Origin of the sequence: Erythrobacter sp. A6_0 (assembly GCF_017744235.1) — a bacterium.
GTDB lineage: Bacteria > Pseudomonadota > Alphaproteobacteria > Sphingomonadales > Sphingomonadaceae > Qipengyuania.
In genome coordinates, this window is sequence record NZ_JAGHQR010000001.1 from 505,883 (window position 1) to 526,316 (window position 20,434).

Genomic DNA, 20,434 nt, shown 5'->3' on the forward strand with positions numbered 1-20,434 from the left:
CGGCGCCTCGTTGCAGGCATGTGGCCGCACCCTATCGTTTTCTCTTTATCCTTCTGCCCGTGCTCGCGCTCGCAGTGATCGTCGTCTCGCTTCCGCGCACGGCGCCTGCGCCCGAGACCGCGCCCGAAGCGCGTCCGACTCCGGAGCTGGTCCACATCCCGACCGAGGCCGAACGGGCCTTCGAACAGGAGCTGGAAGAGATCGCCGCCTCGCTAGACGGTACGGTCGGCATCGCCGTCACCGATGTGGAAACCGGGCGCAGCTATGCGATCCGGGGCGACGATTGGTTTCCCCAGCAGAGCGTCAGCAAATTATGGGTCGCGCTGACCGCGCTGGACGAAGTGGACGAGGGGCGGCTGGCGCTGGACGAAGGGGTCGCGATCGGTCCGAAGGATCTGACGCTGTTCCATCAGCCGATCCGCGATCTCGTGCGGGCGCGGGGCGCATTCCGGACCGATTACGCCGATTTGATGCAGCGCGCGCTTACCGGTAGCGACAACACGGCCAACGATCGCATTCTGCGCCGGGTGGGCGGAGCGGAAGCGGTCGAGGATTTCCTCGCGGCGAAAAAGATTACCGGCGTACGCTTCGGCGCGGACGAGCGCACCAAGCAGAGCGCCATTGCGGGCCTGCGCTGGAATCAGGCCTTTTCGGTCGGCAATGCGTTTTTCGACGCGCGCGACAGGGTGCCCGACGCCGCACGACGCGCGGCGTTCGAAGGGTATCTCGCCGATCCCATGGACGGAGCGACTCCGGTGGGCATTACGGAGGCTCTGGCGCGGCTGGCGCGCGGGGAATTGCTGTCGCCATCTTCGACAGCGCTGATCCTCGCCACGCTGCAAAAGACCCGCAGCGGACCGCAGCGATTGAAGGGCGGCGTGCCGCCGGGCTGGTCGATCGGCCACAAGACCGGGACCGGCCAGTTCTTCGACGGCGAGCAATCGGGCTATAACGATATCGGCATTCTGACCTCGCCGGAGGGACATCGCTATACGCTCGCCGTGCTGATCGCCCGCACGCGCGAGCCGACGCTGGCACGGATGCGGATGATGCAGGAAGTCACGCGGGCGACGGCGCAGTTCGATCTGGAGCGCGCGAACGAAGACCCGCCCGAAGTGGTCGCGCAGCCGGTGGGCTGATCAGCGCGGCGGTTCAGGGATCCACTTCATCACGCCGCCCGCCAGCGGCGTCCAGCGGCCCATCTCGATCCCGGCAAAGGCCAGCGTATCGCCGACCCATTGGTTGCAGGTGTTGCCGAGCGTGTAGTGCCCCGTCGCGTCGTAATGGACGGCGTTCGGCTCGTAGCTCGTATAGACGGTGCGCGCGGCTCCGGCGGGAGCAGGGGGCAGCGCCTCCCCGATCCGCGCGACGAGGCGCGCGTATTCCCCTTCGCTCAACCGGATCGGGCGATGGTGGGGCGATGGGGCGGGGCGGACGTAGTGTGCGACGCGCAGCAGGCCGTCACCGCCTCGGAAAACGATCCGGAGCGCGGTCGAGATCGACAGATCGTTCCAGGTCGGGGTATTGAGGAAGACCTCCTTCTCGCCCCAGCCGACTGCGATATGCGTGGGATATTGCCCGTCGGCGCGGGGCAGGCCGGCAGTGGGAAAGGTTGCGCGCCAGTCCTTCACCTGACTCGAAACGGGCATGACGATGCCGGTGTGGATGCCGTTGGTCTCCACCATGATGGTGATGCCGTCTGCCGGCTCGCTCCGGTCCGCATTGCGGGGAAGCGAGGAGCCGATCCATGCGGCAAGGAGGAAGGCGGCAAGCAGCAAAAGCGGGGCACAAGCCGCACCCGCCAGCCAGACGCGCCAGCGTTTCAGCGGATGCGGGATTTGCGCAGCCACAGGATCGACCAGTCGCCCTTGACGAGCCGCCGCGCCAGGCGACAGCCATGGCGGCGATAGGCTGCGCGGACGCGGGCCTCCTGCGTCTCCAGCAATCCGGCGAGCACGATGCTGCCGCCGGGCGTCACCGCTGCGGCGAACTCCTGCGCCATTTCGGCCAGCGGCCCGGCGAGGATATTCGCGACCAGAAGATCGAACGGCGCGCGCGCCTTCAAAAGCGGATCGTCCATCCCGTCCGCCACGGTGAACAGCAATTCGCCGCGTTTCCCGCCCAGCGGCACACCATTGTTGCGCGCATTCTCGACCAGCACGCCGGTGCAGACCGGATCGATATCCGATGCCGTCGCCAGCGCATGCGGCCACAACCGCATGGCGGCGAAGGCAAGCAGGCCGGTGCCCGTGCCGATATCGGCGTGGTTGCGCGTGGCGAGGCCCTCGCGCTTCATCAGGTCGAGCATGGCGAGGCAGCCCGCCGTGGTCGCGTGCTGTCCGGTCCCGAAAGCCTGGCTGGCGGGGATGACGAGATCGACCGCGTCCGGATCCGCCGGATAATCGGGCGTATGGACGTGGAAACGCCCGGCCCGGATCGGCGGCACGCGTTGCTGGCTTTCGGTTACCCAGTCGGTCTCGGGCACTTGCTCGGCCACAAGATCGGGCGCGCCGCCATCGAACAATGCGGCGACCGCGCGGCGATCGGCAGCCTTGGGTTTGCGCGGCAGCCAGGCTTCGAACAGCCAGTCGTCGGGATGCTGCTCGTCGATCTCGCAGGCGGTGAGGACGATGTCCGCGTCCCAGTCGGGCGCCAGTTCCTGCGCCGCCAGCGCGGCCTCAGCGACCGGTTTCGCGACTTCGACCGACAGCTTCCAGCTAGCGGACATAGCTCGCCCCGTTCGCGTCGAGCGTGGCGCCGGTCATGCTGGCGGGCGCATCGAGCGCGCAGAATTCGATCAGCTTTGCGATCTCTTCAGGCTCCGCCACGCGGCCGAGCGGAATATCGGCGAGGAGGCCCGGTCCGCCACGGCTTTCCAGATAATCGCCCGCCATCGCCGTATCTGTGAAGCCGGGCGTGATCGCGAAGCTAAGGATATTCTCGCCCGCATAGGCGCGCGCGATCGATTTGTGCATCGCCAGCATTCCGCCCTTGCTGGCGGCATAATGCCAGTGTGCGGGCGAATCGCCGCGATGGCCTGCGCGGCTGGCGACGTGGACGATCCGGCCGGAAACCTTGCGCTCCTGCCAGTGCTGTACGACGAAACGGCTCAACTGTGCCGCAGCGGTCAGATTGATGCGCAGCGTATCTTCCCACGCATCGAGCCATTGCATGTCCGACGCATCGAGCGGGCTGGCGACGAAGCGCCCGGCATTGTTGACCAGTACGTCGATCGTGCCGCCGGCGCGGGCGAGGGCGGCATCCCACAATTCGCGCGCAGCGAAGGGTTCGGAAAAATCCGCCGGTACGGTGTCGGTTCGGTCGCTGCTGGTGGCCTGGCCGATGACTTTCGCGCCGCGCGCCTCGAGCGCCGATTTCGCCGCCGCGCCGATCCCGCGCGACGAGCCGGTAAGGAGAATGCATGTCATGCAACACCCTATTCGCAAATTTGCGCGCCTTGTCGAGGGGAGCCGCCTTGCCTCGCGCGCATGGTTCGCTAAGGGAGGAGCCGAGTATCGATACGCAACGGAAATATCCCGCCATGGCCGAACGCCCGCTTTCTCCGCATCTCTCCATCTGGAAATGGGGCCCGCACATGCTGGTTTCGATCCTGCACCGCGTCAGCGGTGACGGGATGGCGACGGTGGGGCTGGCCGTTTTCCTCTGGTGGCTGGGCGCGCTGGCGTCCGGGCCGGAAGCTTACGACACCTTCGCTTCCGTCATGGGATCGCCCATCGGGCTGATCGTCCTTGTCGGGATCAGCTGGGCCTTCTTCAACCACTTGTCGAGCGGCATCCGCCACTTCGTGCTGGATATCGGCGCGGGCTACGAATTGGAGGTCAACAGGACCTTCTCCATCGTATCGGTCGTATCCGGCATCGTTCTCACTGTGGTCTTCTGGGCCATGGTTCTTCTCGTCTAGGACTGAACATGAGCAGATCCACTCTCAACCGCTACGGTTCCAAAGGCACGGCCATCGGCCAGGTGCGCGGGCTCGGTTCCTCGCATGAAGGCGCGCATCACTGGTTGCAGCAGCGCTTCACCGCCATCGGCAATCTGGTGACCGTGCTGTTCCTCGCGATCAGCCTCGCTCTGCTGCCGGGCTACGATTACGCGACCATGCGCGAATGGGCTTCGGGCGTCATTCCCGCCACCGCGCTGGCGCTGATGATCGTGAGCGTGTTCTGGCATGCCCGCATGGGCCTGCAGGTCCTCATCGAGGATTACGTTCACACGCCGGGTAACAAGTTCGCGGCGATCGCGCTGCTCAATCTCGCGACGATCGGCGGGGCCGCGTTCGGCCTGTTCGCCATCGCACGCCTCGTCTTTTCAGGAGCCGCCTGATGGTTTCGACACCTTCCCCCACCGATATCGACCCCAACGATCGCGATGTCGCGCCGCCCGAGGCGCCGCCCGAAGAGACCAAGGATCGCGGCACCGGCCCGAACCAGGAACGGATCAAGGGCTACGAGATCATCGACCACACCTATGACGTGGTCGTCGTGGGCGCCGGCGGATCGGGCCTGCGCGCCACGATGGGCGCTGCCGAAGCCGGGTTGAAGACCGCGAATATCTCGAAGGTTTTCCCCACGCGTTCGCACACCGTCGCCGCGCAGGGCGGGATCGCCGCCAGCCTCGGCAACAATACGCCTGACCACTGGTCGTGGCACATGTACGACACCGTCAAGGGTTCCGACTGGCTCGGCGATCAGGACGCGATCGAATACATGGTGCGCGAAGCGCCCGCCGCGGTCTACGAGCTGGAGCACGCGGGCGTGCCGTTTAGCCGCAACGAGAACGGGACCATCTATCAGCGCCCCTTCGGCGGCCACATGCAGAACATGGGCGAAGGCCCGCCCGTGCAGCGCACCTGTGCCGCAGCCGACCGTACCGGCCACGCCATGCTGCACGCGCTCTATCAGCAGAGCCTGAAATACGACGCGGATTTCTTCATCGAATATTTCGCGCTCGACCTGATCATGAATGGCGACAAGTGCGTCGGCGTGATCGCGATGTGCCTGGACGATGGCACCATCCACCGCTTCCGCGCCCATGCCGTGGTGCTGGCCACCGGCGGCTATGGCCGCTGCTATTACACGGCGACCAGCGCGCACACCTGCACCGGCGATGGCGGCGGCATGGTCCTGCGCGCAGGCCTGCCCTTGCAGGACATGGAATTCGTCCAGTTCCACCCGACCGGCATTTACGGCGCGGGCGTGCTCATCACCGAAGGCGCGCGCGGCGAGGGCGGCTATCTGACCAATAGCGAGGGCGAGCGCTTCATGGAGCGTTATGCGCCCAGCGCAAAGGACCTCGCCAGCCGCGATGTCGTCAGCCGTTCGATGGCGCTCGAAATGCGCGAAGGGCGCGGCGTGGGGCCCGATGGAGACCACATCTTCCTCCATCTCGACCACATCGACCCTGCCATTCTGGCAGAGCGCCTGCCGGGCATCACCGAAAGCGGCAAGATCTTCGCAGGCGTCGACCTGACGAAGCAGCCCCTGCCCGTCACTCCCACGGTCCATTACAATATGGGCGGCATCCCGTGTAACTATCACGGCGAAGTCATCGCGGGCGACAAGACCGATCCGGAAAAGATCGTGCCCGGCCTGTTCGCTGTGGGCGAGGCGGCCTGCGTTTCGGTCCACGGCGCGAACCGCCTGGGCTCGAATTCGCTGATCGATCTCGTCGTGTTCGGCCGCGCGACCGGCCATCGCCTGCGCGATCTGATCACGCCGCATTCGAGCCACGACGAACTGCCTGCGGACAGCGCCGATTTCGCGCTCACCCGTCTCGACCATTTCCGCCACGCCAGCGGCGGTTCGCCGACGGCGGATATCCGCGCGGAAATGCAGAAGGGAATGCAGCGCCATGCCGCCGTGTTCCGCGACAGCAAATTGCTGTCCGAAGGCGTCGACGTGCTGAAGGCGGTGAACAAGCGGCTCGAGGACGTGAACGTTTCCGACCGCTCGATGATCTGGAACAGCGATCTGATCGAGACGCTCGAACTCGACAATCTGATGGCGCAGGCGAATGTCACCATGGCGAGCGCCGAGAACCGCAAGGAAAGCCGCGGCGCCCACGCGCACGAGGATTTCCCCGATCGCGACGATGCCAACTGGATGAAGCACACCATCGCATGGTTCGACGGATGGGGCGGCAAGGGCGGCGATGTCCGTATCGATTATCGCCCGGTCCACGAATACACGCTGACCGACGATGTGAAGTATATCGAGCCGAAGAAGCGGGTTTACTAAGTCGGGATGTTCAGGGCGGGGCGCCGATCAGTCGAGCGCCTCGTCGTGGTCGCTTGTCAGCGCACGTCGTCGAAATCTTCGGGCATGTCTTCTCGCTCGTGAATGATCGCTACGACGAGTAATTGGGAATCGTCGAAGCGATATATAATTCGATGAGTCCCGCTGCGCACTTTCCTGTACTGAACTGGCAGGCCAATAACCTCACTGCCGATCCCCGGAAATTCCGCCGCGAATTGGATCTGGCGACGCAAATTCGCAACATAGTGCTTGGCTTGCGTGTGCCCCCATTCAGCGATCGTATAATTCGAAATGGCGTCGATCTGCTCCAAAACTTTGGGGCGGTAGACGATATCAAGCATCCGGAAATTTGCTTTCCATGAACTGATCCCAATCGAAGGTCTGCGGGGCGCCGCTTTCTTCGCCCTCCTGGATCAGCTGTCGAAGGCGTTCGATCTTCCGGTCCCGTTCTTCCGCCCGCCGCAGAGCGTCGCGGATGACTTCGCTCGCCGATCCGAACTCGCCCGATTCGACCTTGCGGCGCGTATATTCGGTGAGCTTCGCACCCAGAGCGACGGAGGTTGTCTTGACGGCCATTACGCGCATATAGCAAATATTGGTAATGCACACAATTCTTCGCTCCGCCGGTCTTCCGATGATGGCGCTCGCCTTGACCGGTTGCGCGACCGTGCCGCGCTCGCCGCCGCCTGAAATCGGCGCGCCCTGGTTCTACGACAAATATGTAAGCGCGCGCGGCATCCCCATCCTGTCTTCCGCGGGCGTGTCGGACGAAGCGCTTCTCGCCGCGCGGGACATGGCGACGGGAATGACCGCGCACCGCCCCGATCTCGCCCATTGGCTGGCGACGAATGGCTGGCGCATCGCCATCATCGCGGAAGAAGAGGCGCTGCTCGACCTTCCCGAAAACGCGCATTGGGAGAAGCCCACTGCCGACGATCCACGCCTGACCCGCTGCGAGCGCAAGCATTACGACGAGCGGATCGGGCGCTTTTCCGCGCGCGAATACTGGAACGCGCGGGCTCGGGCGACGGGTGGGCAATACATGGCGGACGGCGCGGAAGACGTGCTGGGCCTGCCGTCCAGCCGCTATTACGGAGAGACGATCTTCGTCCACGAATTCGCTCACCAGCTCCTGTTCGCGGTGCAGGCGGTCGATCCGGCGCTCTATGCGCGGGTGGAGGCGGCCTATGCCGCAGCGCTCGCCGAGGGACTGTGGAAGGATGAATACGGCTCCACCACGGTGCAGGAATATTGGGCGGAAGGGACGCAATTCTGGTTCGAATCCAATCGCCTGCAAGCATTCGACGGGCGCCGGATCCTGAACCGTGAAGACCTCGCGGCTTACGATCCGCGTCTTCACGCCCTGTTGGGCGAGGTTTACGGCGATACCTATAGCCTCGCGTCGGACCCGTTCTATCGCAGCCCGGCGCGAGTGCCGCCGGGGCCTGTGCCCACCAATACGGCGGAAGTCTGCTGACCCGACTTATCCCGTCAGATCAGGTCAGATCACGTCGGCGATCAGCCCGCGCTCCTTTGCCTCGTCGCAGGGGATGTACCAATTGTTCGGCGCGCGATCGCGCAATTCGTCGAAATCGACATCCGATCCTTCGACGAAGCGCGCGAAGCCCGCTTCCTCGATCGTAATCGACTGTTCGATTTCGTTAAGCGCGGCTTTCAACTGCGCGGTGCAGCTCTTCAGCGGGCCGGACAGGTTGATCGTGCGCGTGATCTGGCGTTCGTGCACCATCAGCGTGGCGCCTTTTGTCAGGAAGCGGGCATGAACCGGGAAGCTCGCCATGAAAGTCGCTCCGGCCGAATAGACTGCCGCTTTGCCCAGAAAGATGACTTCTCGCCCGGTGTCGCGCAGCAGCCGGACATCGTCCCCCATGGCGCGCGCGATTTCCGGATTGCCGCCCAGCGTCGTCAGCGCGACGACCAGCGGTCCATCCTCGGGCGCGGCGGCGAGCTGGCTGCGAAATTCCTGGTACATCGCTTCGTCCACACTCCCGACGAGCCGCAATTGCGGCGCACCCAGAACGGCGTCGCGGTCTATCGTTTCGGTCAAGTGAAAGCCCTTTCGTGTCCGATACCAGAGCGCGCGGCAGGGCTGGACGTTCCTTCGAAGAAAGGCGTTTACACGCGTAGTCGAATGTAATAGGTATCGGCTACAGATGTAGACGAGAGCCTGTCGATGCCCAAGGACCAGCCCCAATTTCCCGAACGGATCAGCGAGGCTGAACATGCCGTGATGGAGGTATTGTGGGATACCAGCCCGCGCAGCGCCGCCGATGTTTGCGATGCGGTGTGCGAGGCGCGCGGATGGTCGATGCCCACGGTGAAGACCTTGCTGTCGCGCCTGGTTGCAAAGGGCGCGGTGGCGACGGAGCCGGAAGGGCGCAAATTTCTCTACAGCCCGCTGCTTGAGCGCGCGGACTATGTCGGCGGCGAGTCGCGGCGTCTGGTCGATCGCCTGTTCGGCGGACGCGCGGCGCCTCTGTTCGCCCACCTCGCGGAGAACGAGGCGCTGACCGACCAAGACCTTGCCGAGATCGAGACCCTGCTGAAGGAGCTGCGCAAATGAGCGATTTCCTGATCCAGACCCTGGTATGGACCGGCGCGCTGATCGCGCTCGTTCTGGTGCTGCGCCGCCCGGTCGCGCGCCATTTCGGACCTCGCGCGGCCTATGCGCTGTGGGCCTTGCCCGCTCTCCGGTTGGCGATGCCGCCGCTCGTCCTGCCAAGCTGGCTGGCCCCGGCTGCCGATCCCTCTGCGCTGCTTCACGATACGCCCCCGAGCCTAGCGGACCAGAGCACTGCAACGATCGAGGCTGCGGCCTTGCCCCCAGTGCCGATTTACAAGCCCGCCGCCGACATCGATTTCGCCACAATCCTGCTCGGCCTCTGGCTGATCGGCACAACCGTATTTCTAGTGCGCCGTTTCGCGCTTTATCGTCGCATGCGCGGGGAACTGCTCGCCACATCGCGCCCGGTCGGCGAGGCGGGCGGCGTGCGGCTTGTCGAAACCGATGCGGTCGAAGGTCCGTTGGCTTTCGGCGTCATCGACCGGGTGGTCGCTTTGCCGACGGGTTTCATGACCACGCGCGATCGCAGGACGCGTGATCTCGCGATTGCGCACGAATTGGCGCATCATCGTGGACGCGATCTGCTGGTTAACATGCTCGTCCAGCCGCTCTTCGCTTTGCATTGGTTCAATCCGCTGGGCTGGATGGGCTGGACCGCGATGCGCCGCGACCAGGAAGCGGCCTGCGATGCCCGTGTCGTCGCTCATAGCGATGCCGAGGAGCGGGCGACCTACGCCGCCGTCATCGCCAGTTTCGCCACACAAGCAGGAACCGGCGGCCGCCCTGCGCTGGCCGCGCCGATGGCCTGCCCGGTGCTCGGCGACAAATCGATCATCCACCGTTTGAGGAGCCTGACCATGACCGAGATTACGCCCCGCCGCCGGATGGCCAGCCGCGCGCTTTTGGTGGGTGGCGCGCTTGCGCTGCCGCTGACCGCAACGATCACGTATGCCGAGACGATCGGGCAGGAGATCGAAGCCCCGACGCCGCCATCGCCCCCGGCTCCGCCGTTAGCTCCGGATGCGCCGCTTCCGCCGACGCCGCCTGAGCCGGGCGAACTCGACGACGAGACCCGCGAGGAAATCGCGGAGATGGAGCAGGAGCTTGACGAAATTGAGGACGAGGTCGCGGAAGTGGAACGCGAGATCGTCGAAGACGGCCAGCGCACGGTACTGCGCGTACGCCGCACCGGTCCGGGCGCAATCGAGCACCACATCGATCGCTCTTCCTTGCCCGTATCAAAGGTGATCATCGAGGATCGTGAGAAGTTCGAGGCCTCGATGGAAAAGGCCCGCCGCGCATTCGCGGCGCGGAGCGAAGAGGCCGAGGCAATCCGCGCGCGCGTCGAAGCGACTGTAGAGGCAGCGCCGCGCGTGGTGTTCGGCTGTCTGGACGGCCAACGCGATACGGTTGCGACCCGCGTCGATGCAGACGGAAAGACGACAACCATCGTGTGCCGTACCAACGCGCTATCGATGGCGAGGCAAAGCATTCTGGCTGCTCGTAGCGCAATCGCGAAAGACCGTACGCTGCCCGCAGAAGCCAAGGCCGAAGCTCTGCGATCGATGGATGAAGCTCTGGCCGAGGTGGAAGCTTCGCGCCTTCAACCGGCGGAGGGATAGGGCCGCGCGATCCGGCTCCGGCGTTAACTCAGCCGATATTGGTGATCGCGTCGCAGGCGCGATCATCACCGCGCAGGCCTAGCCTTAGGGCATCGCTGCGCTGCTGGCTGGTGCCGTGGGTGAAGTTCTCGCTCGACACGCGGCCACCGGTCAGGCGGTCGTCCCCGATCGCGGCGGCGGCCTGCATCCCTTCCTCGATATCGCCGGGCTCGATCAGATTGCGGTTCTTGCCCGCCCATACGCCGGCATAGCAATCCGCCTGCAATTCCATCAAAACCTGCAATTGGTTCGCGCGGCGCGGATTTTGCTGCTGCGCGCTGCGGATCGAGTTTGCGACGCCGGTGAGGGTCTGGATGTGATGCCCGTATTCATGCGCCATCACGTAATACCGAGCGAAATCTCCGCCTGCATCGAGCTGCCGTTCGAGCGTGTCGTAAAAACTCGTATCGATGTAGATGCGCTGATCGGCGGGGCAGTAGAATGGCCCCACGGCCGAAGTCGCATTGCCACAGCCCTCTGTGCTAACCCGACCATCGCGAAAAAGGTCTAGTCCCGGTCCCCGAAACTGCTCGCCGTAGCCTTGGCGTTGAAATTCTTGCGACCAAGTTTCGTTCAGCGATGTGAGGACGTTGCAAGCCTCGTTGGCATATTCGCTGCTCGTACAGATCGCCTGCTCGTCGGTAATGACGTCGCCAGAATTCGAACTCGACTGCTGTTGGATGCCCTCGACAGTTGCAGCGGTTTGCATCGGATCAAGGCCGAACACGAAGTACCCTATCGCGGCGAGAATGATGGTGCCGCATCCGAGTCCACCGGCTTTCCCCACTCCGCCGCCGCCACTCGAGCGGACATCGATCTTGCTTGTATCGAACGGATTGAGCCGCATTGCTATTCCCCCATCATTGACCGCGCCGCCCTCCTCGGCGAAGGCGCGGAATATCTGCTTCAAACGCTTGGAGACCAAAATGTTTCAACCCGATTTCCTCAAAGGCAAGCGCGCGCTTGTAACGGGGTCGACCAGCGGCATCGGCCTAGCCATCGCACGGGCCTTGCATGGGCAAGGGGCCGATATCGTCCTGAATGGATTCGGCGACGCGGACGAGATCGCCAGTTTGTGCGAGGAGCTCGGCGCGACCCATTCGGGCGCGGACCTCACCGATGTGTCGCAGATCGAAAAGATGATGGCGGAGGCGGGCGGTATCGACATCCTCGTCAACAATGCCGGAATGCAGTTCGTCAGCCCAGTCGAGGAATTTCCGGTCGCGAAATGGGACCAGATCATCGCCCTCAATCTCAGCGCCGCCTTCCATACCTCGCGGCTCGCCGTGCCGCATATGAAGGAGCGGGGCTGGGGCCGGATCATCAACACGGCGAGCGCGCATTCGCTGACTGCCAGCCCCTTCAAGAGCGCCTATGTCGCTGCCAAGCACGCGATCGCGGGGCTCACCAAGACTCTCGCGCTCGAACTGGCGCAGGACGGGGTAACGGCGAACTGCATCAGCCCCGGCTATGTCTGGACGCCACTGGTCGAAAACCAGATCCCCGACACGATGAAGGCCCGCAATATGACGCGCGAGCAGGTGATGAACGACGTGCTGCTTGCCAAGCAGCCTACAAAGCAGTTCGTCCAGCCCGAAGAGATCGGCGCGCTGGCCGTGTTCCTGTGTTCGGACGCCGGGCGCAACGTCAACGGAGCGAACTGGAGCGTGGATGGCGGCTGGACGGCGGAGTGATCCGTCCCCCGCGCCGGACAGGATGGCACTAGCGAGAGAGGCAATCCGTCGTTACATGGGCCGCCACATTTCTCCCCCCGGCAGGCGATTCTCATAGTGGCACATCTCGACATCCCCCTCGGTCTTACATTCGACGACGTGTTGCTGCGCCCGGCGGAAAGCGACATCGTTCCGTCCCTGGCGAAAACCGCGACGCGGCTGACGCGCGAAATCGGGCTGAACATCCCCGTCATCTCCAGCGCGATGGACACCGTGACGGAAGCCGACATGGCGATCGCGATGGCGCAATTGGGCGGGATCGGCGTGCTTCACCGCAATTTCGAAGTCGAGGATCAGGTCGCCGCCGTGCGCGCGGTCAAGCGGTACGAAAGCGGCATGGTGGTGAATCCCATCACCATCCATCCCGACGCCACTCTGGGCGAAGCGCAGGCAATCATGGCCCAGAACCGCATCAGCGGCATCCCAGTGACCGATCGCAGCGGCAAGCTCGTCGGCATCCTCACCAATCGCGACGTGCGCTTTGCGGAAAACCCCGGCCAGCCGGTGCGCGAGCTGATGACGGTGGACAATCTCGCCACCGTGCCGCTCGGCACCAATCAGGAAGAGGCGCGCCGTCTCCTGCACCAGCGCCGGATCGAGAAGCTGCTGGTGGTGGACGACGAGGGCAAGTGCGTCGGCCTGATCACGGTCAAGGATATCGAGAAGGCGGTCGCCTATCCCGAAGCCACCAAGGACGCGAAGGGCCGCCTGCGCGTCGCGGCGGCGACCACGGTGGGCGACAAGGGGTTCGAGCGGACCGAGGCGCTGATCGACGCCGAACTGGACGTGGTCGTGATCGACACCGCACACGGCCATAACAAGGACGTGGCCCGCGCGGTGGAGCGGGTGAAGAAGCTTTCGAACAGCGTCCAGATCATCGCCGGCAATGTTGCGACCGCAGAAGCGACCCGCGCTCTTATCGGCGCGGGCGCGGACGCCATCAAGGTCGGCATCGGTCCCGGCTCGATCTGCACCACCCGCGTCGTCGCGGGTGTGGGCGTACCGCAGCTGACCGCGATCATGGATTGCGCCGAAGCGGCGGAAAAGGAAGGCGTGCCCGTGATCGGCGATGGCGGCCTTCGCACCAGCGGCGATGCGGCCAAGGCCCTTGCGGCGGGCGCGAGCAGCATCATGATCGGATCGATGCTGGCCGGGACCGAAGAGGCGCCGGGCGAAACCTTTATCTATCAGGGCCGCAGCTACAAGGCGTATCGCGGCATGGGCAGCGTGGGGGCGATGGCGCGCGGCAGCGCGGATCGCTATTTCCAGCAGGACGTGTCGCAGCAGAAGCTGGTGCCCGAAGGGATCGAAGGGCAGGTGCCGTTCAAGGGCCCGGCGGCAGCCGTAGTCCACCAGCTCGTCGGCGGCATCAAGGCGGCGATGGGCTATACCGGCAGCGGCACGATCGAGGATCTGCGCAAGCGCGCGCAATTCGTACGCATCACCAATGCAGGCCTCACCGAAAGCCATGTCCACGATGTGGCGATCACGCGCGAAGCGCCGAATTATCCGACGCGCTAGATCATGACACCTGCCGCGCGCGTTCAGACCGCGATCGAATTGCTCGATGCGGTCATTCTGGCGGCGCGCTCGAAAGGCGCGCCTGCCGACCGGATCCTGGGCGACTGGTTCAAGCAGAACCGCTTCGCCGGATCGAAGGACCGCCGTGCGATCCGCGAGCTGGTCTATGCCGCCATTCGCGCCTGCGGACCGGTGCCGGATACGGGCCGCGCAGCGATGCTGCGTCTGGCCGAGGTCGATCCGTCGATCCTCCCTCTGTTCGACGGGTCGCAATACGGCCCGGCGCCGATCGGCGAGAGCGAGCAGCCCGCCAAGGGCGGCGTGGCGCCCGACTGGTTGGCCGACCGGTTGGCCAAATCCGGTGTCGAGGGGCGCGAGGCCGAGGCTCTGCTGGATCGCGCGCCGCTGGATATTCGCGTCAACGCTCTCAAGGCCGCGCGCGCCACTCTGGTGCTTCCGGTCGAAGCCGAGCCGACCGCCACGCCGCACGGGCTGCGTCTGCCGACCGGCACGCAGGTCGAACAATGGCCTGAATTTCGCGACGGCAAGATCGAGGTGCAGGATACGGGCTCGCAACTCGCCTGCCTCGCGCTGGCCGCGCAGCCGGGCGAGACCGTGATCGATTTGTGCGCCGGGGGCGGGGGCAAAACGCTCGCGCTCGCTGGCGCCATGGACGGCTTGGGCCGGCTGGTCGCCACCGACACCGATCGCAGCCGCCTGTCCCGCCTGAAACCGCGCGCCGAACGCGCCGGGGCGGACATGATCGAGACCCGCCTGCTCGACCCGAAGCGCGAGATGGAGGCGCTGGCCGATTGTGCCGGTCAGGCCGATGCGGTGCTGGTCGACGCGCCGTGTTCGGGCACCGGCACCTGGCGCCGCAATCCCGAAGCGCGCTGGCGGCTGGACGAAGCGGAACTGGCCCGGCTGCGCGATTTGCAGAACCACGTTCTCGACATCGCGGCCCAGCTGGTGAAGCCGGGCGGCAGGATCGTCTACATCACCTGCTCGCTGCTCGACGAAGAAGGTGCGGAACGCTTCGATGCCTTCCTCGGTCGGCATCCGGCGCTGACGGCGCAAACGCTTGCCCTGCCGCTCGGACGCAGTCGCGGGCAGGGGTGGCGCCTATCCCCGTTCCATGACGGGACCGACGGGTTTTTCATCGCCTGTGCAGGTTGAGCGTGGTATTCGGCGTTCGTGATGCCATTTCCGGTCAAGCCCCAAACGGTCCATCACCGTCACGACGTTCTGGAGACGATCATGCGTTTTGCCCCTGCTGCCGCCGCCCTTTCGCTGGCCCTCGCTCTGACTGCGAGCGTGAGTTGGGGCGCGCAGCGTGATCCGTCGCCGCGCGCTGCGGTGCTGATTGCGCAGGGCCAGGCCTCGCTCGATGCGGGCGATACGCAGGCCGCGATCGACGCGTACGAAGCCGCGCTGACCGTCGATCCCGCCTATACGCCAGTGCTGATCCGTCTGGCCGAAGCCGCGCGGCAAGAGCAATTGCAGGGCAAGGCCATCCGCTATTACCGCGAGGCGCTGACCCGCGATCCCGGCAATATCGCCGCCATCGCTGGCGAGGGCGAAGCGCTGGTGGAAAAGGGCGCGTTGGAAAAGGCGCGGCTCAATCTCGCCAAGCTGGAATCGCTGTGCGGCGGGGGCTGCTCGGAAACGACGAGCCTCGCCGCCTCGATCGCCGCTGGGCCGCAAGAGCGCGTGCTGACCGCCGAAGCGGTGATGCCGGACGCCCAGGTGACGCAGGACAATTGAAGGCGGAGAGGCTACCTCTCCTGATCTCCGATTTCCCTGCGATGAGATATCTCGCGTGGCGGTGAATCGTCAGACCAGCTCGCGAAACGCTTCCACCACTGTGCGATAGACGCGCTTCTTGAACGGAATGATCAGGTCGGGAAGCTCGTCCACCTCGACCCACTTCCAGTCGCAGAACTCCGCCGGATCGTGGGCGTTGAGATTCACGTCCTCGTCGCTGCCGGTGAAGCGGGCGAGATACCAGACCTGTTCCTGACCGCGATACCGGCCGTTCCACAATTTCCCGATCAACTCCTCGGGCAGGTCGTAACGGATCGGTTCTTCGGTCGCCTTGAGGATGGTGACGTTTTCCTCCGTAACGCCGGTTTCCTCGTGCAATTCGCGCAAGGCCGCATCTCTCAGATCCTCGCCCTCGTCGACGCCGCCCTGGGGCATCTGCCACCAATCGCCTTCCTTGGTATCGATCCGGCGCCCGACGAAGGCCTGTCCCTTCGCGTTGACCAGCATGACGCCGACACAGGGGCGATAGCCGAGTTCGCTCGTCCCGCTCATGCCTTGATCCGATCGAGTTTGTTGCGGATCGCTGCGAGAAACGCTTCGACATCCTTCTGACCGCTCGGAATCGCTTTGCGAAGCGTGGTGAAGCCGTGAATGATGCCGGGGAATTCGAAATAGGCCACTTCGGTCCCCTGCTGGATCAGATGGGCGGCGTATTCGCGCCCCGAATCGCGCAAGGGATCGAGCCCTGCGGTGCACAGCACCGTCGGCGGGGTGTTAGAACAATCGCCGACCATCGGCGTGTTGCGCGGATCGTCCGGATCGCCGACATACTGCTTGGTGAACCAGGCCATGGCCGATCCGGTGAGCAGGTAGCCGTCGGCGAATTTGGCGAAGCTTTCATGCTTCGTTATGTCGCTCGCCACCGGATAGATCGGGGCCTGAACCAGCACCGGCACGTCTGCCGGATCGTTCGTAAGCGCATTGGTCGTCACGATCGTCAGATTGCCGCCCGCGCTGTCGCCCGTCAGGACGAGGCCGGTGATTTCGCGGCCCAGCTCTTCGGGAGAAGATGCGACCCAGCGTGCCGCGGCTTCGCAATCGTCGGGCGCGGCGGGGAAAGGGTGTTCGGGCGCGAGCCGGTAATCGACCGAGACGACCGGCAGATCGAGCCGATGCGCGATTTCGGTGCAAAGCGAATCGTAGACTTCGAGATCGCCGATCACGAAACCGCCACCGTGGAAGAAGACGACGCAGGGCCCGGCTTCGCGCGTTTCCTTCGTATCGTAGAACCGCAGCGGGATGTCGCCTGCCGGGCCGGGGCAGGCGAGGTCGCGCTTGACCGCCATGCCGCGCGCGGGTGCTTCGGCGAGGCTGCCCATAGCGCGCATCTGCTGGCGCCCCATTTCGGCGCCGACTTCCTCCACACCCTTGCCGCCGATTTGTTCGAGCATGGTCAGGAAACCGCGCACATCCTCGCGCACGAAAGGTTCTTTATCGGCCATTGTTCCCTCTCCTGTCTCTGCCGTAGGCGAAGGGATGTAGCGACTGCCCCCCGGTTTTCCAGCCGCCATTTGTCGGCTAGCAGAGAATATTGATTGCGGGAGGGTGGGGCGACACTTAGGTCGCCTTCCACACGAAGGGCGTCCGGCTGGGCGCCCGAGATACACGGTGCCGCACTCGGCACCCCGAACAAAGGTGCCGCACCCGGCACCCCTGACGCAAGGATGCCCCGGATGGCCAACGCCGCCGCCGCGCCGCAAGACGGCCTCGATCAGACAGCAGCGGATACGGGACTCGATTCCGTCGTCGTCCGGTTCGCAGGCGATTCCGGAGACGGGATGCAGCTGACCGGCGGACAGTTCACGCTGTCGACCGCGCTGGCAGGCAACGATCTCGCCACCTTCCCCGATTTCCCGGCGGAAATCCGCGCGCCGCAGGGCACGCTGTTCGGCGTGTCGGCTTTCCAGATCAATTTCGGCAGCCGCGCGATCCACACTGCGGGCGATGCGCCCGACGTGCTGGTGGCGATGAACCCGGCCGCGCTGAAGACCAATCTGGCGGCCTTGAAGCCCGGCGGGCTGGTGATCGCGGACACCGGTGCCTTCACCAAGCGCAATCTCGACAAGGCTAAATACGACAGCAATCCGCTGGAAGACGGCAGCCTGGCGAAATTCGACCTGCTCGCCTTCGACATCAGCGAAAAGACGATCGAAGCGGTCAAGCCCTTCGGCCTCGGCAACAAGGATGCGCTGCGGTCCAAGAACATGTGGACGCTCGGCCTCGCGCTGTGGATGTTCGATCGCCCGCGCGAACCGATCCATGACTGGCTGAAGTCGAAATTTGCCAAGGCGCCGGACATCGCGGATGCGAATATCGCCGCTCTCGATGCGGGCCACGCTTATGGCGAAACGGCGGAACTGTCGGGGCCGCAGGGCAATGTGTTCCGCCAATTGCATGTCGATCCGGTCGAGAGCGAGCCGGGCCTCTATCGCACCGTGACCGGGGCCGAAGCGGTATCGCTCGGGCTCGTCGCTGGTGCGCAGCTGGCCGAACTGCCGATGTTCTTCGGGGGCTATCCGATCACGCCGGCGAGCGCGATCCTGCACCATCTGGCGCGCCTCAAGGAATTCGGCGTCACTACCTTCCAGGCGGAAGACGAGATCGCCGCAGTCTGCGCCGCCATCGGTGCGAGCTATGCCGGGCAGCTGGGCGTCACCAGCTCGTCCGGCCCCGGCATCGCCTTGAAGACCGAAGCGATCGGGCTCGGCATCATGACCGAACTGCCGCTCGTCATCGTCAATTCGCAGCGCGGCGGACCGAGCACGGGTCTGCCGACAAAGACCGAGCAAAGCGATCTCTATCAGGCGGTCTATGGCCGCAACGGCGATGCGCCCATGCCGGTGATCGCCGCGCGCAGCCCGTCCGACGCGTTCGAAGTCGCCATCGAAGCCTGCCGCATCGCGGTCGAATACATGACGCCGGTGATGCTGCTGACCGATGGCTACATCGGCAATGCCGCCGAACCGTGGAAAGTGCCCGACCCGGCCGATTTCGCGCCGTTCCCGGCGAAATTTCTCGATACGCCGAACGCCAAGGATGCAGACGGCGGCGACACCTTCCTGCCCTACCAGCGTGACGAGAAGGGCGCGCGGCCTTGGGTCAAGCCGGGCACGCCCGGCCTGCTCCATCGCATCGGCGGGATCGAGAAGCACGAGACCACCGGCAATATCGACTATTCGCCCGACAACCACCAGCGCATGACCGATCTGCGCAAGGCCAAGGTCGAGAATATCGCCGTGCCTGATCAGGAAGTGGCGCTGGGCGAGAAGACCGGAGCGCTCGCCGTGGTCGGCTGGGGCAGCACCTACGGCCCGATCCATCAGGCGGTGCGCCGCAGCATCGCGAAGGGGTGTTCGGTCAGCCACATCCATGTGCGTCACATCTGGCCGTTGCCCGGCAATCTCGGCGAATTGCTCAAGGGTTTCGACCATGTGCTGGTACCGGAAATGAACACCGGCCAGTTCAAGACCGTGCTGCGCGACCAGTTCCTGGTCGATGCAACCCCGCTCACCAAGACCAGCGGCCAGCCCTTCCAAATCGCGGAACTGGAAGCCGCGATCGCGAAATATTTCGACGGGATCGACGGCAATGAAGGTGGTCAGGTCGCCGTCAACGAAGATCAGCTGCCCAATCTCGAATCGGGCCACGATGACGGGTCGTTCCGCGACGACGTCTCCCCCCAATCCAAGGAAACGCGCTCGTGAACGCACCCGCTAAATTCGAAACCACGCTCAAGGACTGGGAAACCGACCAGGAGGTCCGCTGGTGCCCCGGCTGCGGGGATTATGCGATCCTGAAAGCCGTCCAGCGCACGCTGCCGCAATTGGGGGCGGACCCTGCGAAGACGGTGTTCATCTCCGGTATCGGGTGTTCCAGCCGCTTCCCCTATTACATGGAAAGCTACGGCTTCCACACGATCCATGGCCGTGCGCCCGCATTGGCGACGGGCGTGAAGCTCGCCAATCCGGAGCTCGATATCTGGCTGGTGACCGGCGACGGCGACGGCCTGAGCATCGGGGGCAATCACCTGATGCATGTCCTGCGCCGCAACGTGAACATGCAGATCATGCTGTTCAACAACGAGATTTACGGCCTCACCAAGGGCCAGGCCTCGCCGACGAGCCGCGAAGGAACGCGCTCGCCGTCCAGCCCGCTCGGCAGTGTGGACCATCCGGCCAAGCCCGCCGCCTTCGCATTGGGCGCGGGCGCGCGCTTCGTCGGGCGAGGGTTCGACGTGTCGAAGCACCTGCCCGACGTGCTCAAGGCCGCGCATGCCCATCAGGGGGCTGCCTTCATCGAAATTTTCCAGAACTGCATCGTCTACAACAAGGACGTGTTCGACGATTTCGCCGCGCCGAAGGGGGCGGAAGATCGCCAGCTCTGGCTGGAGGACGGCAAGCCGATGCTGTTCGCGGGCGACAAAAAGGGCATCGCGCTCGACCGCGATGCGCTCGAACTGAAGGTCGTCGATGTCGCGGACGGGAACTGGGAAGCGGCGGGCGTGCTGGTTCACGATGTCACCAAGCGTCAGGTCGCGCACATGCTGGTCGATATGCCGTTCGGGCCGTTCCCGATGGCGCTCGGCGTGCTTTACGACGATCCGCGCCCGACTTTCGAAAGCGCCGTGATTGCGGAGCGAGAGCAGGCCAGCGCGGGCAAGGAAGCCAACCTCGCCAAACTTCTCGCCAAGGGGCAGACCTGGACGGTCAGCGGCACGGCGCAGGATCCGGTCTGATCGACTGTTTGGCTGCAATCCTTTCCTGAAAATGAACCATCGGGCGTCTCGTCCGTAGAGGGGGCAAGCGCGCCCATGACCGAGAGCGCGCGTTGCAACAGGAG

22 protein-coding genes are annotated in these 20,434 nt (G+C 64.7%); 13 read left to right on the top strand and 9 right to left on the bottom strand.

What is annotated here, in order from left to right:
* The first annotated feature begins 20 nt into the window (after nucleotides 1-20).
* Nucleotides 21-1,139 carry a class A beta-lactamase gene (bla, locus tag J7347_RS02565; RefSeq protein ID WP_209160707.1) on the top strand — a complete coding sequence of 373 codons (1,119 nt, stop codon included), beginning with the start codon at nucleotides 21-23 and terminating at the stop codon, nucleotides 1,137-1,139.
* Here bla and J7347_RS02570 read toward each other — a convergent pair whose 3' ends face one another.
* From J7347_RS02570 to J7347_RS02580, 3 genes are read right to left on the bottom strand one after another with little or no spacing between them, the layout of a single operon-like run.
* On the bottom strand, nucleotides 1,140-1,850 hold the full coding sequence (locus tag J7347_RS02570; protein ID WP_209160708.1) for a DUF2459 domain-containing protein: 711 nt from the start codon (nucleotides 1,848-1,850) through the stop codon (nucleotides 1,140-1,142).
* Nucleotides 1,823-2,728: a 50S ribosomal protein L11 methyltransferase gene (locus J7347_RS02575; protein ID WP_209160709.1), complete on the bottom strand. Its 906-nt coding sequence runs from the start codon at nucleotides 2,726-2,728 to the stop codon at nucleotides 1,823-1,825. The genes J7347_RS02570 and J7347_RS02575 overlap by 28 nt, the downstream gene beginning before the upstream one ends.
* Nucleotides 2,718-3,428 carry an SDR family oxidoreductase gene (locus J7347_RS02580; RefSeq protein ID WP_209160710.1) on the bottom strand — a complete coding sequence of 237 codons (711 nt, stop codon included), beginning with the start codon at nucleotides 3,426-3,428 and terminating at the stop codon, nucleotides 2,718-2,720. The genes J7347_RS02575 and J7347_RS02580 overlap by 11 nt, the downstream gene beginning before the upstream one ends.
* Nucleotides 3,429-3,541: 113 nt before the next feature.
* Between J7347_RS02580 and sdhC the strand changes: the two genes are divergently transcribed.
* Genes sdhC through sdhA form a run of 3 tightly spaced genes read left to right on the top strand, consistent with a single transcriptional unit; the run spans nucleotide 3,542 to nucleotide 6,257 of the window.
* Nucleotides 3,542-3,922 carry a succinate dehydrogenase, cytochrome b556 subunit gene (gene sdhC / locus J7347_RS02585; protein WP_209160711.1) on the top strand — a complete coding sequence of 127 codons (381 nt, stop codon included), beginning with the start codon at nucleotides 3,542-3,544 and terminating at the stop codon, nucleotides 3,920-3,922.
* 8 nt (nucleotides 3,923-3,930) lie between these two features.
* Entirely contained in the window at nucleotides 3,931-4,344 is a 414-nt protein-coding gene (gene sdhD / locus J7347_RS02590; protein ID WP_067678920.1) for a succinate dehydrogenase, hydrophobic membrane anchor protein, read from the top strand.
* Entirely contained in the window at nucleotides 4,344-6,257 is a 1,914-nt protein-coding gene (sdhA, locus tag J7347_RS02595) for a succinate dehydrogenase flavoprotein subunit (protein ID WP_209160712.1), read from the top strand. The genes sdhD and sdhA overlap by 1 nt, the downstream gene beginning before the upstream one ends.
* Before the next feature lie 56 nt (nucleotides 6,258-6,313).
* Here the strand turns inward: sdhA and J7347_RS02600 are convergent, their stop codons facing one another.
* Together J7347_RS02600 and J7347_RS02605 are read right to left on the bottom strand one after the other, a co-directional pair.
* The gene (locus tag J7347_RS02600) at nucleotides 6,314-6,616 is read right to left on the bottom strand and encodes a type II toxin-antitoxin system RelE/ParE family toxin (protein ID WP_067678917.1); all 303 of its coding nucleotides are present in this window, start codon (nucleotides 6,614-6,616) and stop codon (nucleotides 6,314-6,316) included.
* A complete protein-coding gene (locus tag J7347_RS02605; protein ID WP_067679049.1) occupies nucleotides 6,609-6,851 on the bottom strand; it encodes a type II toxin-antitoxin system ParD family antitoxin in 243 nt (80 codons plus the stop codon). Before J7347_RS02605 ends, J7347_RS02600 begins: the two co-directional genes overlap by 8 nt.
* 25 nt (nucleotides 6,852-6,876) lie before the next feature.
* Here J7347_RS02605 and J7347_RS02610 point away from each other — a divergent pair, with 25 nt between their 5' ends.
* Nucleotides 6,877-7,752 carry a glycoside hydrolase gene (locus J7347_RS02610; protein ID WP_245173770.1) on the top strand — a complete coding sequence of 292 codons (876 nt, stop codon included), beginning with the start codon at nucleotides 6,877-6,879 and terminating at the stop codon, nucleotides 7,750-7,752.
* A gap of 24 nt (nucleotides 7,753-7,776) precedes the next feature.
* On the opposite strand, the gene J7347_RS02615 is transcribed toward J7347_RS02610, so the two are convergent.
* Nucleotides 7,777-8,340, bottom strand: coding sequence for an ATP-dependent Clp protease proteolytic subunit (locus J7347_RS02615; protein WP_209160713.1), 564 nt, complete (start codon nucleotides 8,338-8,340; stop codon nucleotides 7,777-7,779).
* Between the two features lie 126 nt (nucleotides 8,341-8,466).
* Between J7347_RS02615 and J7347_RS02620 the strand changes: the two genes are divergently transcribed.
* Both J7347_RS02620 and J7347_RS02625 read left to right on the top strand, forming a co-directional pair.
* A complete protein-coding gene (locus J7347_RS02620; protein WP_067678911.1) occupies nucleotides 8,467-8,856 on the top strand; it encodes a BlaI/MecI/CopY family transcriptional regulator in 390 nt (129 codons plus the stop codon).
* Nucleotides 8,853-10,478, top strand: coding sequence for a M56 family metallopeptidase (locus J7347_RS02625; RefSeq protein ID WP_209160714.1), 1,626 nt, complete (start codon nucleotides 8,853-8,855; stop codon nucleotides 10,476-10,478). The genes J7347_RS02620 and J7347_RS02625 overlap by 4 nt, the downstream gene beginning before the upstream one ends.
* 28 nt (nucleotides 10,479-10,506) lie before the next feature.
* Here the strand turns inward: J7347_RS02625 and J7347_RS02630 are convergent, their stop codons facing one another.
* Nucleotides 10,507-11,364: a neutral zinc metallopeptidase gene (locus tag J7347_RS02630; protein WP_209161195.1), complete on the bottom strand. Its 858-nt coding sequence runs from the start codon at nucleotides 11,362-11,364 to the stop codon at nucleotides 10,507-10,509.
* Between the two features lie 79 nt (nucleotides 11,365-11,443).
* On the opposite strand from J7347_RS02630, the gene J7347_RS02635 reads away from it, so the two are divergent.
* The 4 genes from J7347_RS02635 (at nucleotide 11,444) to J7347_RS02650 (ending at nucleotide 15,535) form a co-directional block, all read left to right on the top strand.
* Complete coding sequence (locus J7347_RS02635; protein WP_209160715.1) at nucleotides 11,444-12,211, top strand: 3-hydroxybutyrate dehydrogenase; 768 nt, start codon at nucleotides 11,444-11,446, stop codon at nucleotides 12,209-12,211.
* A gap of 96 nt (nucleotides 12,212-12,307) precedes the next feature.
* Nucleotides 12,308-13,771: an IMP dehydrogenase gene (gene guaB, locus J7347_RS02640; RefSeq protein WP_067678902.1), complete on the top strand. Its 1,464-nt coding sequence runs from the start codon at nucleotides 12,308-12,310 to the stop codon at nucleotides 13,769-13,771.
* 3 nt (nucleotides 13,772-13,774) lie between these two features.
* On the top strand, nucleotides 13,775-14,947 hold the full coding sequence (locus tag J7347_RS02645; protein WP_209160716.1) for an RsmB/NOP family class I SAM-dependent RNA methyltransferase: 1,173 nt from the start codon (nucleotides 13,775-13,777) through the stop codon (nucleotides 14,945-14,947).
* A gap of 81 nt (nucleotides 14,948-15,028) precedes the next feature.
* Nucleotides 15,029-15,535, top strand: coding sequence for a tetratricopeptide repeat protein (locus J7347_RS02650; RefSeq protein WP_156501937.1), 507 nt, complete (start codon nucleotides 15,029-15,031; stop codon nucleotides 15,533-15,535).
* Nucleotides 15,536-15,604: 69 nt separating this feature from the next.
* On the opposite strand, the gene J7347_RS02655 is transcribed toward J7347_RS02650, so the two are convergent.
* Together J7347_RS02655 and J7347_RS02660 are read right to left on the bottom strand one after the other, a co-directional pair.
* Complete coding sequence (locus J7347_RS02655; RefSeq protein ID WP_067678893.1) at nucleotides 15,605-16,087, bottom strand: RNA pyrophosphohydrolase; 483 nt, start codon at nucleotides 16,085-16,087, stop codon at nucleotides 15,605-15,607.
* Nucleotides 16,084-17,037: an alpha/beta hydrolase gene (locus tag J7347_RS02660; protein ID WP_209160717.1), complete on the bottom strand. Its 954-nt coding sequence runs from the start codon at nucleotides 17,035-17,037 to the stop codon at nucleotides 16,084-16,086. Before J7347_RS02660 ends, J7347_RS02655 begins: the two co-directional genes overlap by 4 nt.
* Before the next feature lie 231 nt (nucleotides 17,038-17,268).
* Between J7347_RS02660 and J7347_RS02665 the strand changes: the two genes are divergently transcribed.
* Nucleotides 17,269-19,299 carry a 2-oxoacid:acceptor oxidoreductase subunit alpha gene (locus J7347_RS02665; protein ID WP_209160718.1) on the top strand — a complete coding sequence of 677 codons (2,031 nt, stop codon included), beginning with the start codon at nucleotides 17,269-17,271 and terminating at the stop codon, nucleotides 19,297-19,299.
* A complete protein-coding gene (locus J7347_RS02670; RefSeq protein WP_209160719.1) occupies nucleotides 19,296-20,330 on the top strand; it encodes a 2-oxoacid:ferredoxin oxidoreductase subunit beta in 1,035 nt (344 codons plus the stop codon). The genes J7347_RS02665 and J7347_RS02670 overlap by 4 nt, the downstream gene beginning before the upstream one ends.
* The last annotated feature ends 104 nt before the right edge of the window (nucleotides 20,331-20,434 follow it).

Coding starts and splice junctions, on each gene's coding strand:
- J7347_RS02575 (WP_209160709.1), bottom strand. CDS start 2,728: ATGTCCGCTAGCTGGAAGCTGTCGGTCGAAGTCGCGAAACCGGTCGCT.
- J7347_RS02580 (WP_209160710.1), bottom strand. CDS start 3,428: ATGACATGCATTCTCCTTACCGGCTCGTCGCGCGGGATCGGCGCGGCG.
- sdhC (WP_209160711.1), top strand. CDS start 3,542: ATGGCCGAACGCCCGCTTTCTCCGCATCTCTCCATCTGGAAATGGGGC.
- sdhD (WP_067678920.1), top strand. CDS start 3,931: ATGAGCAGATCCACTCTCAACCGCTACGGTTCCAAAGGCACGGCCATC.
- sdhA (WP_209160712.1), top strand. CDS start 4,344: ATGGTTTCGACACCTTCCCCCACCGATATCGACCCCAACGATCGCGAT.
- J7347_RS02600 (WP_067678917.1), bottom strand. CDS start 6,616: ATGCTTGATATCGTCTACCGCCCCAAAGTTTTGGAGCAGATCGACGCC.
- J7347_RS02605 (WP_067679049.1), bottom strand. CDS start 6,851: ATGGCCGTCAAGACAACCTCCGTCGCTCTGGGTGCGAAGCTCACCGAA.
- J7347_RS02610 (WP_245173770.1), top strand. CDS start 6,877: ATGCACACAATTCTTCGCTCCGCCGGTCTTCCGATGATGGCGCTCGCC.
- J7347_RS02620 (WP_067678911.1), top strand. CDS start 8,467: ATGCCCAAGGACCAGCCCCAATTTCCCGAACGGATCAGCGAGGCTGAA.
- J7347_RS02625 (WP_209160714.1), top strand. CDS start 8,853: ATGAGCGATTTCCTGATCCAGACCCTGGTATGGACCGGCGCGCTGATC.
- J7347_RS02630 (WP_209161195.1), bottom strand. CDS start 11,364: ATGCGGCTCAATCCGTTCGATACAAGCAAGATCGATGTCCGCTCGAGT.
- J7347_RS02635 (WP_209160715.1), top strand. CDS start 11,444: ATGTTTCAACCCGATTTCCTCAAAGGCAAGCGCGCGCTTGTAACGGGG.
- J7347_RS02645 (WP_209160716.1), top strand. CDS start 13,775: ATGACACCTGCCGCGCGCGTTCAGACCGCGATCGAATTGCTCGATGCG.
- J7347_RS02650 (WP_156501937.1), top strand. CDS start 15,029: ATGCGTTTTGCCCCTGCTGCCGCCGCCCTTTCGCTGGCCCTCGCTCTG.
- J7347_RS02655 (WP_067678893.1), bottom strand. CDS start 16,087: ATGAGCGGGACGAGCGAACTCGGCTATCGCCCCTGTGTCGGCGTCATG.
- J7347_RS02660 (WP_209160717.1), bottom strand. CDS start 17,037: ATGGCCGATAAAGAACCTTTCGTGCGCGAGGATGTGCGCGGTTTCCTG.
- J7347_RS02665 (WP_209160718.1), top strand. CDS start 17,269: ATGGCCAACGCCGCCGCCGCGCCGCAAGACGGCCTCGATCAGACAGCA.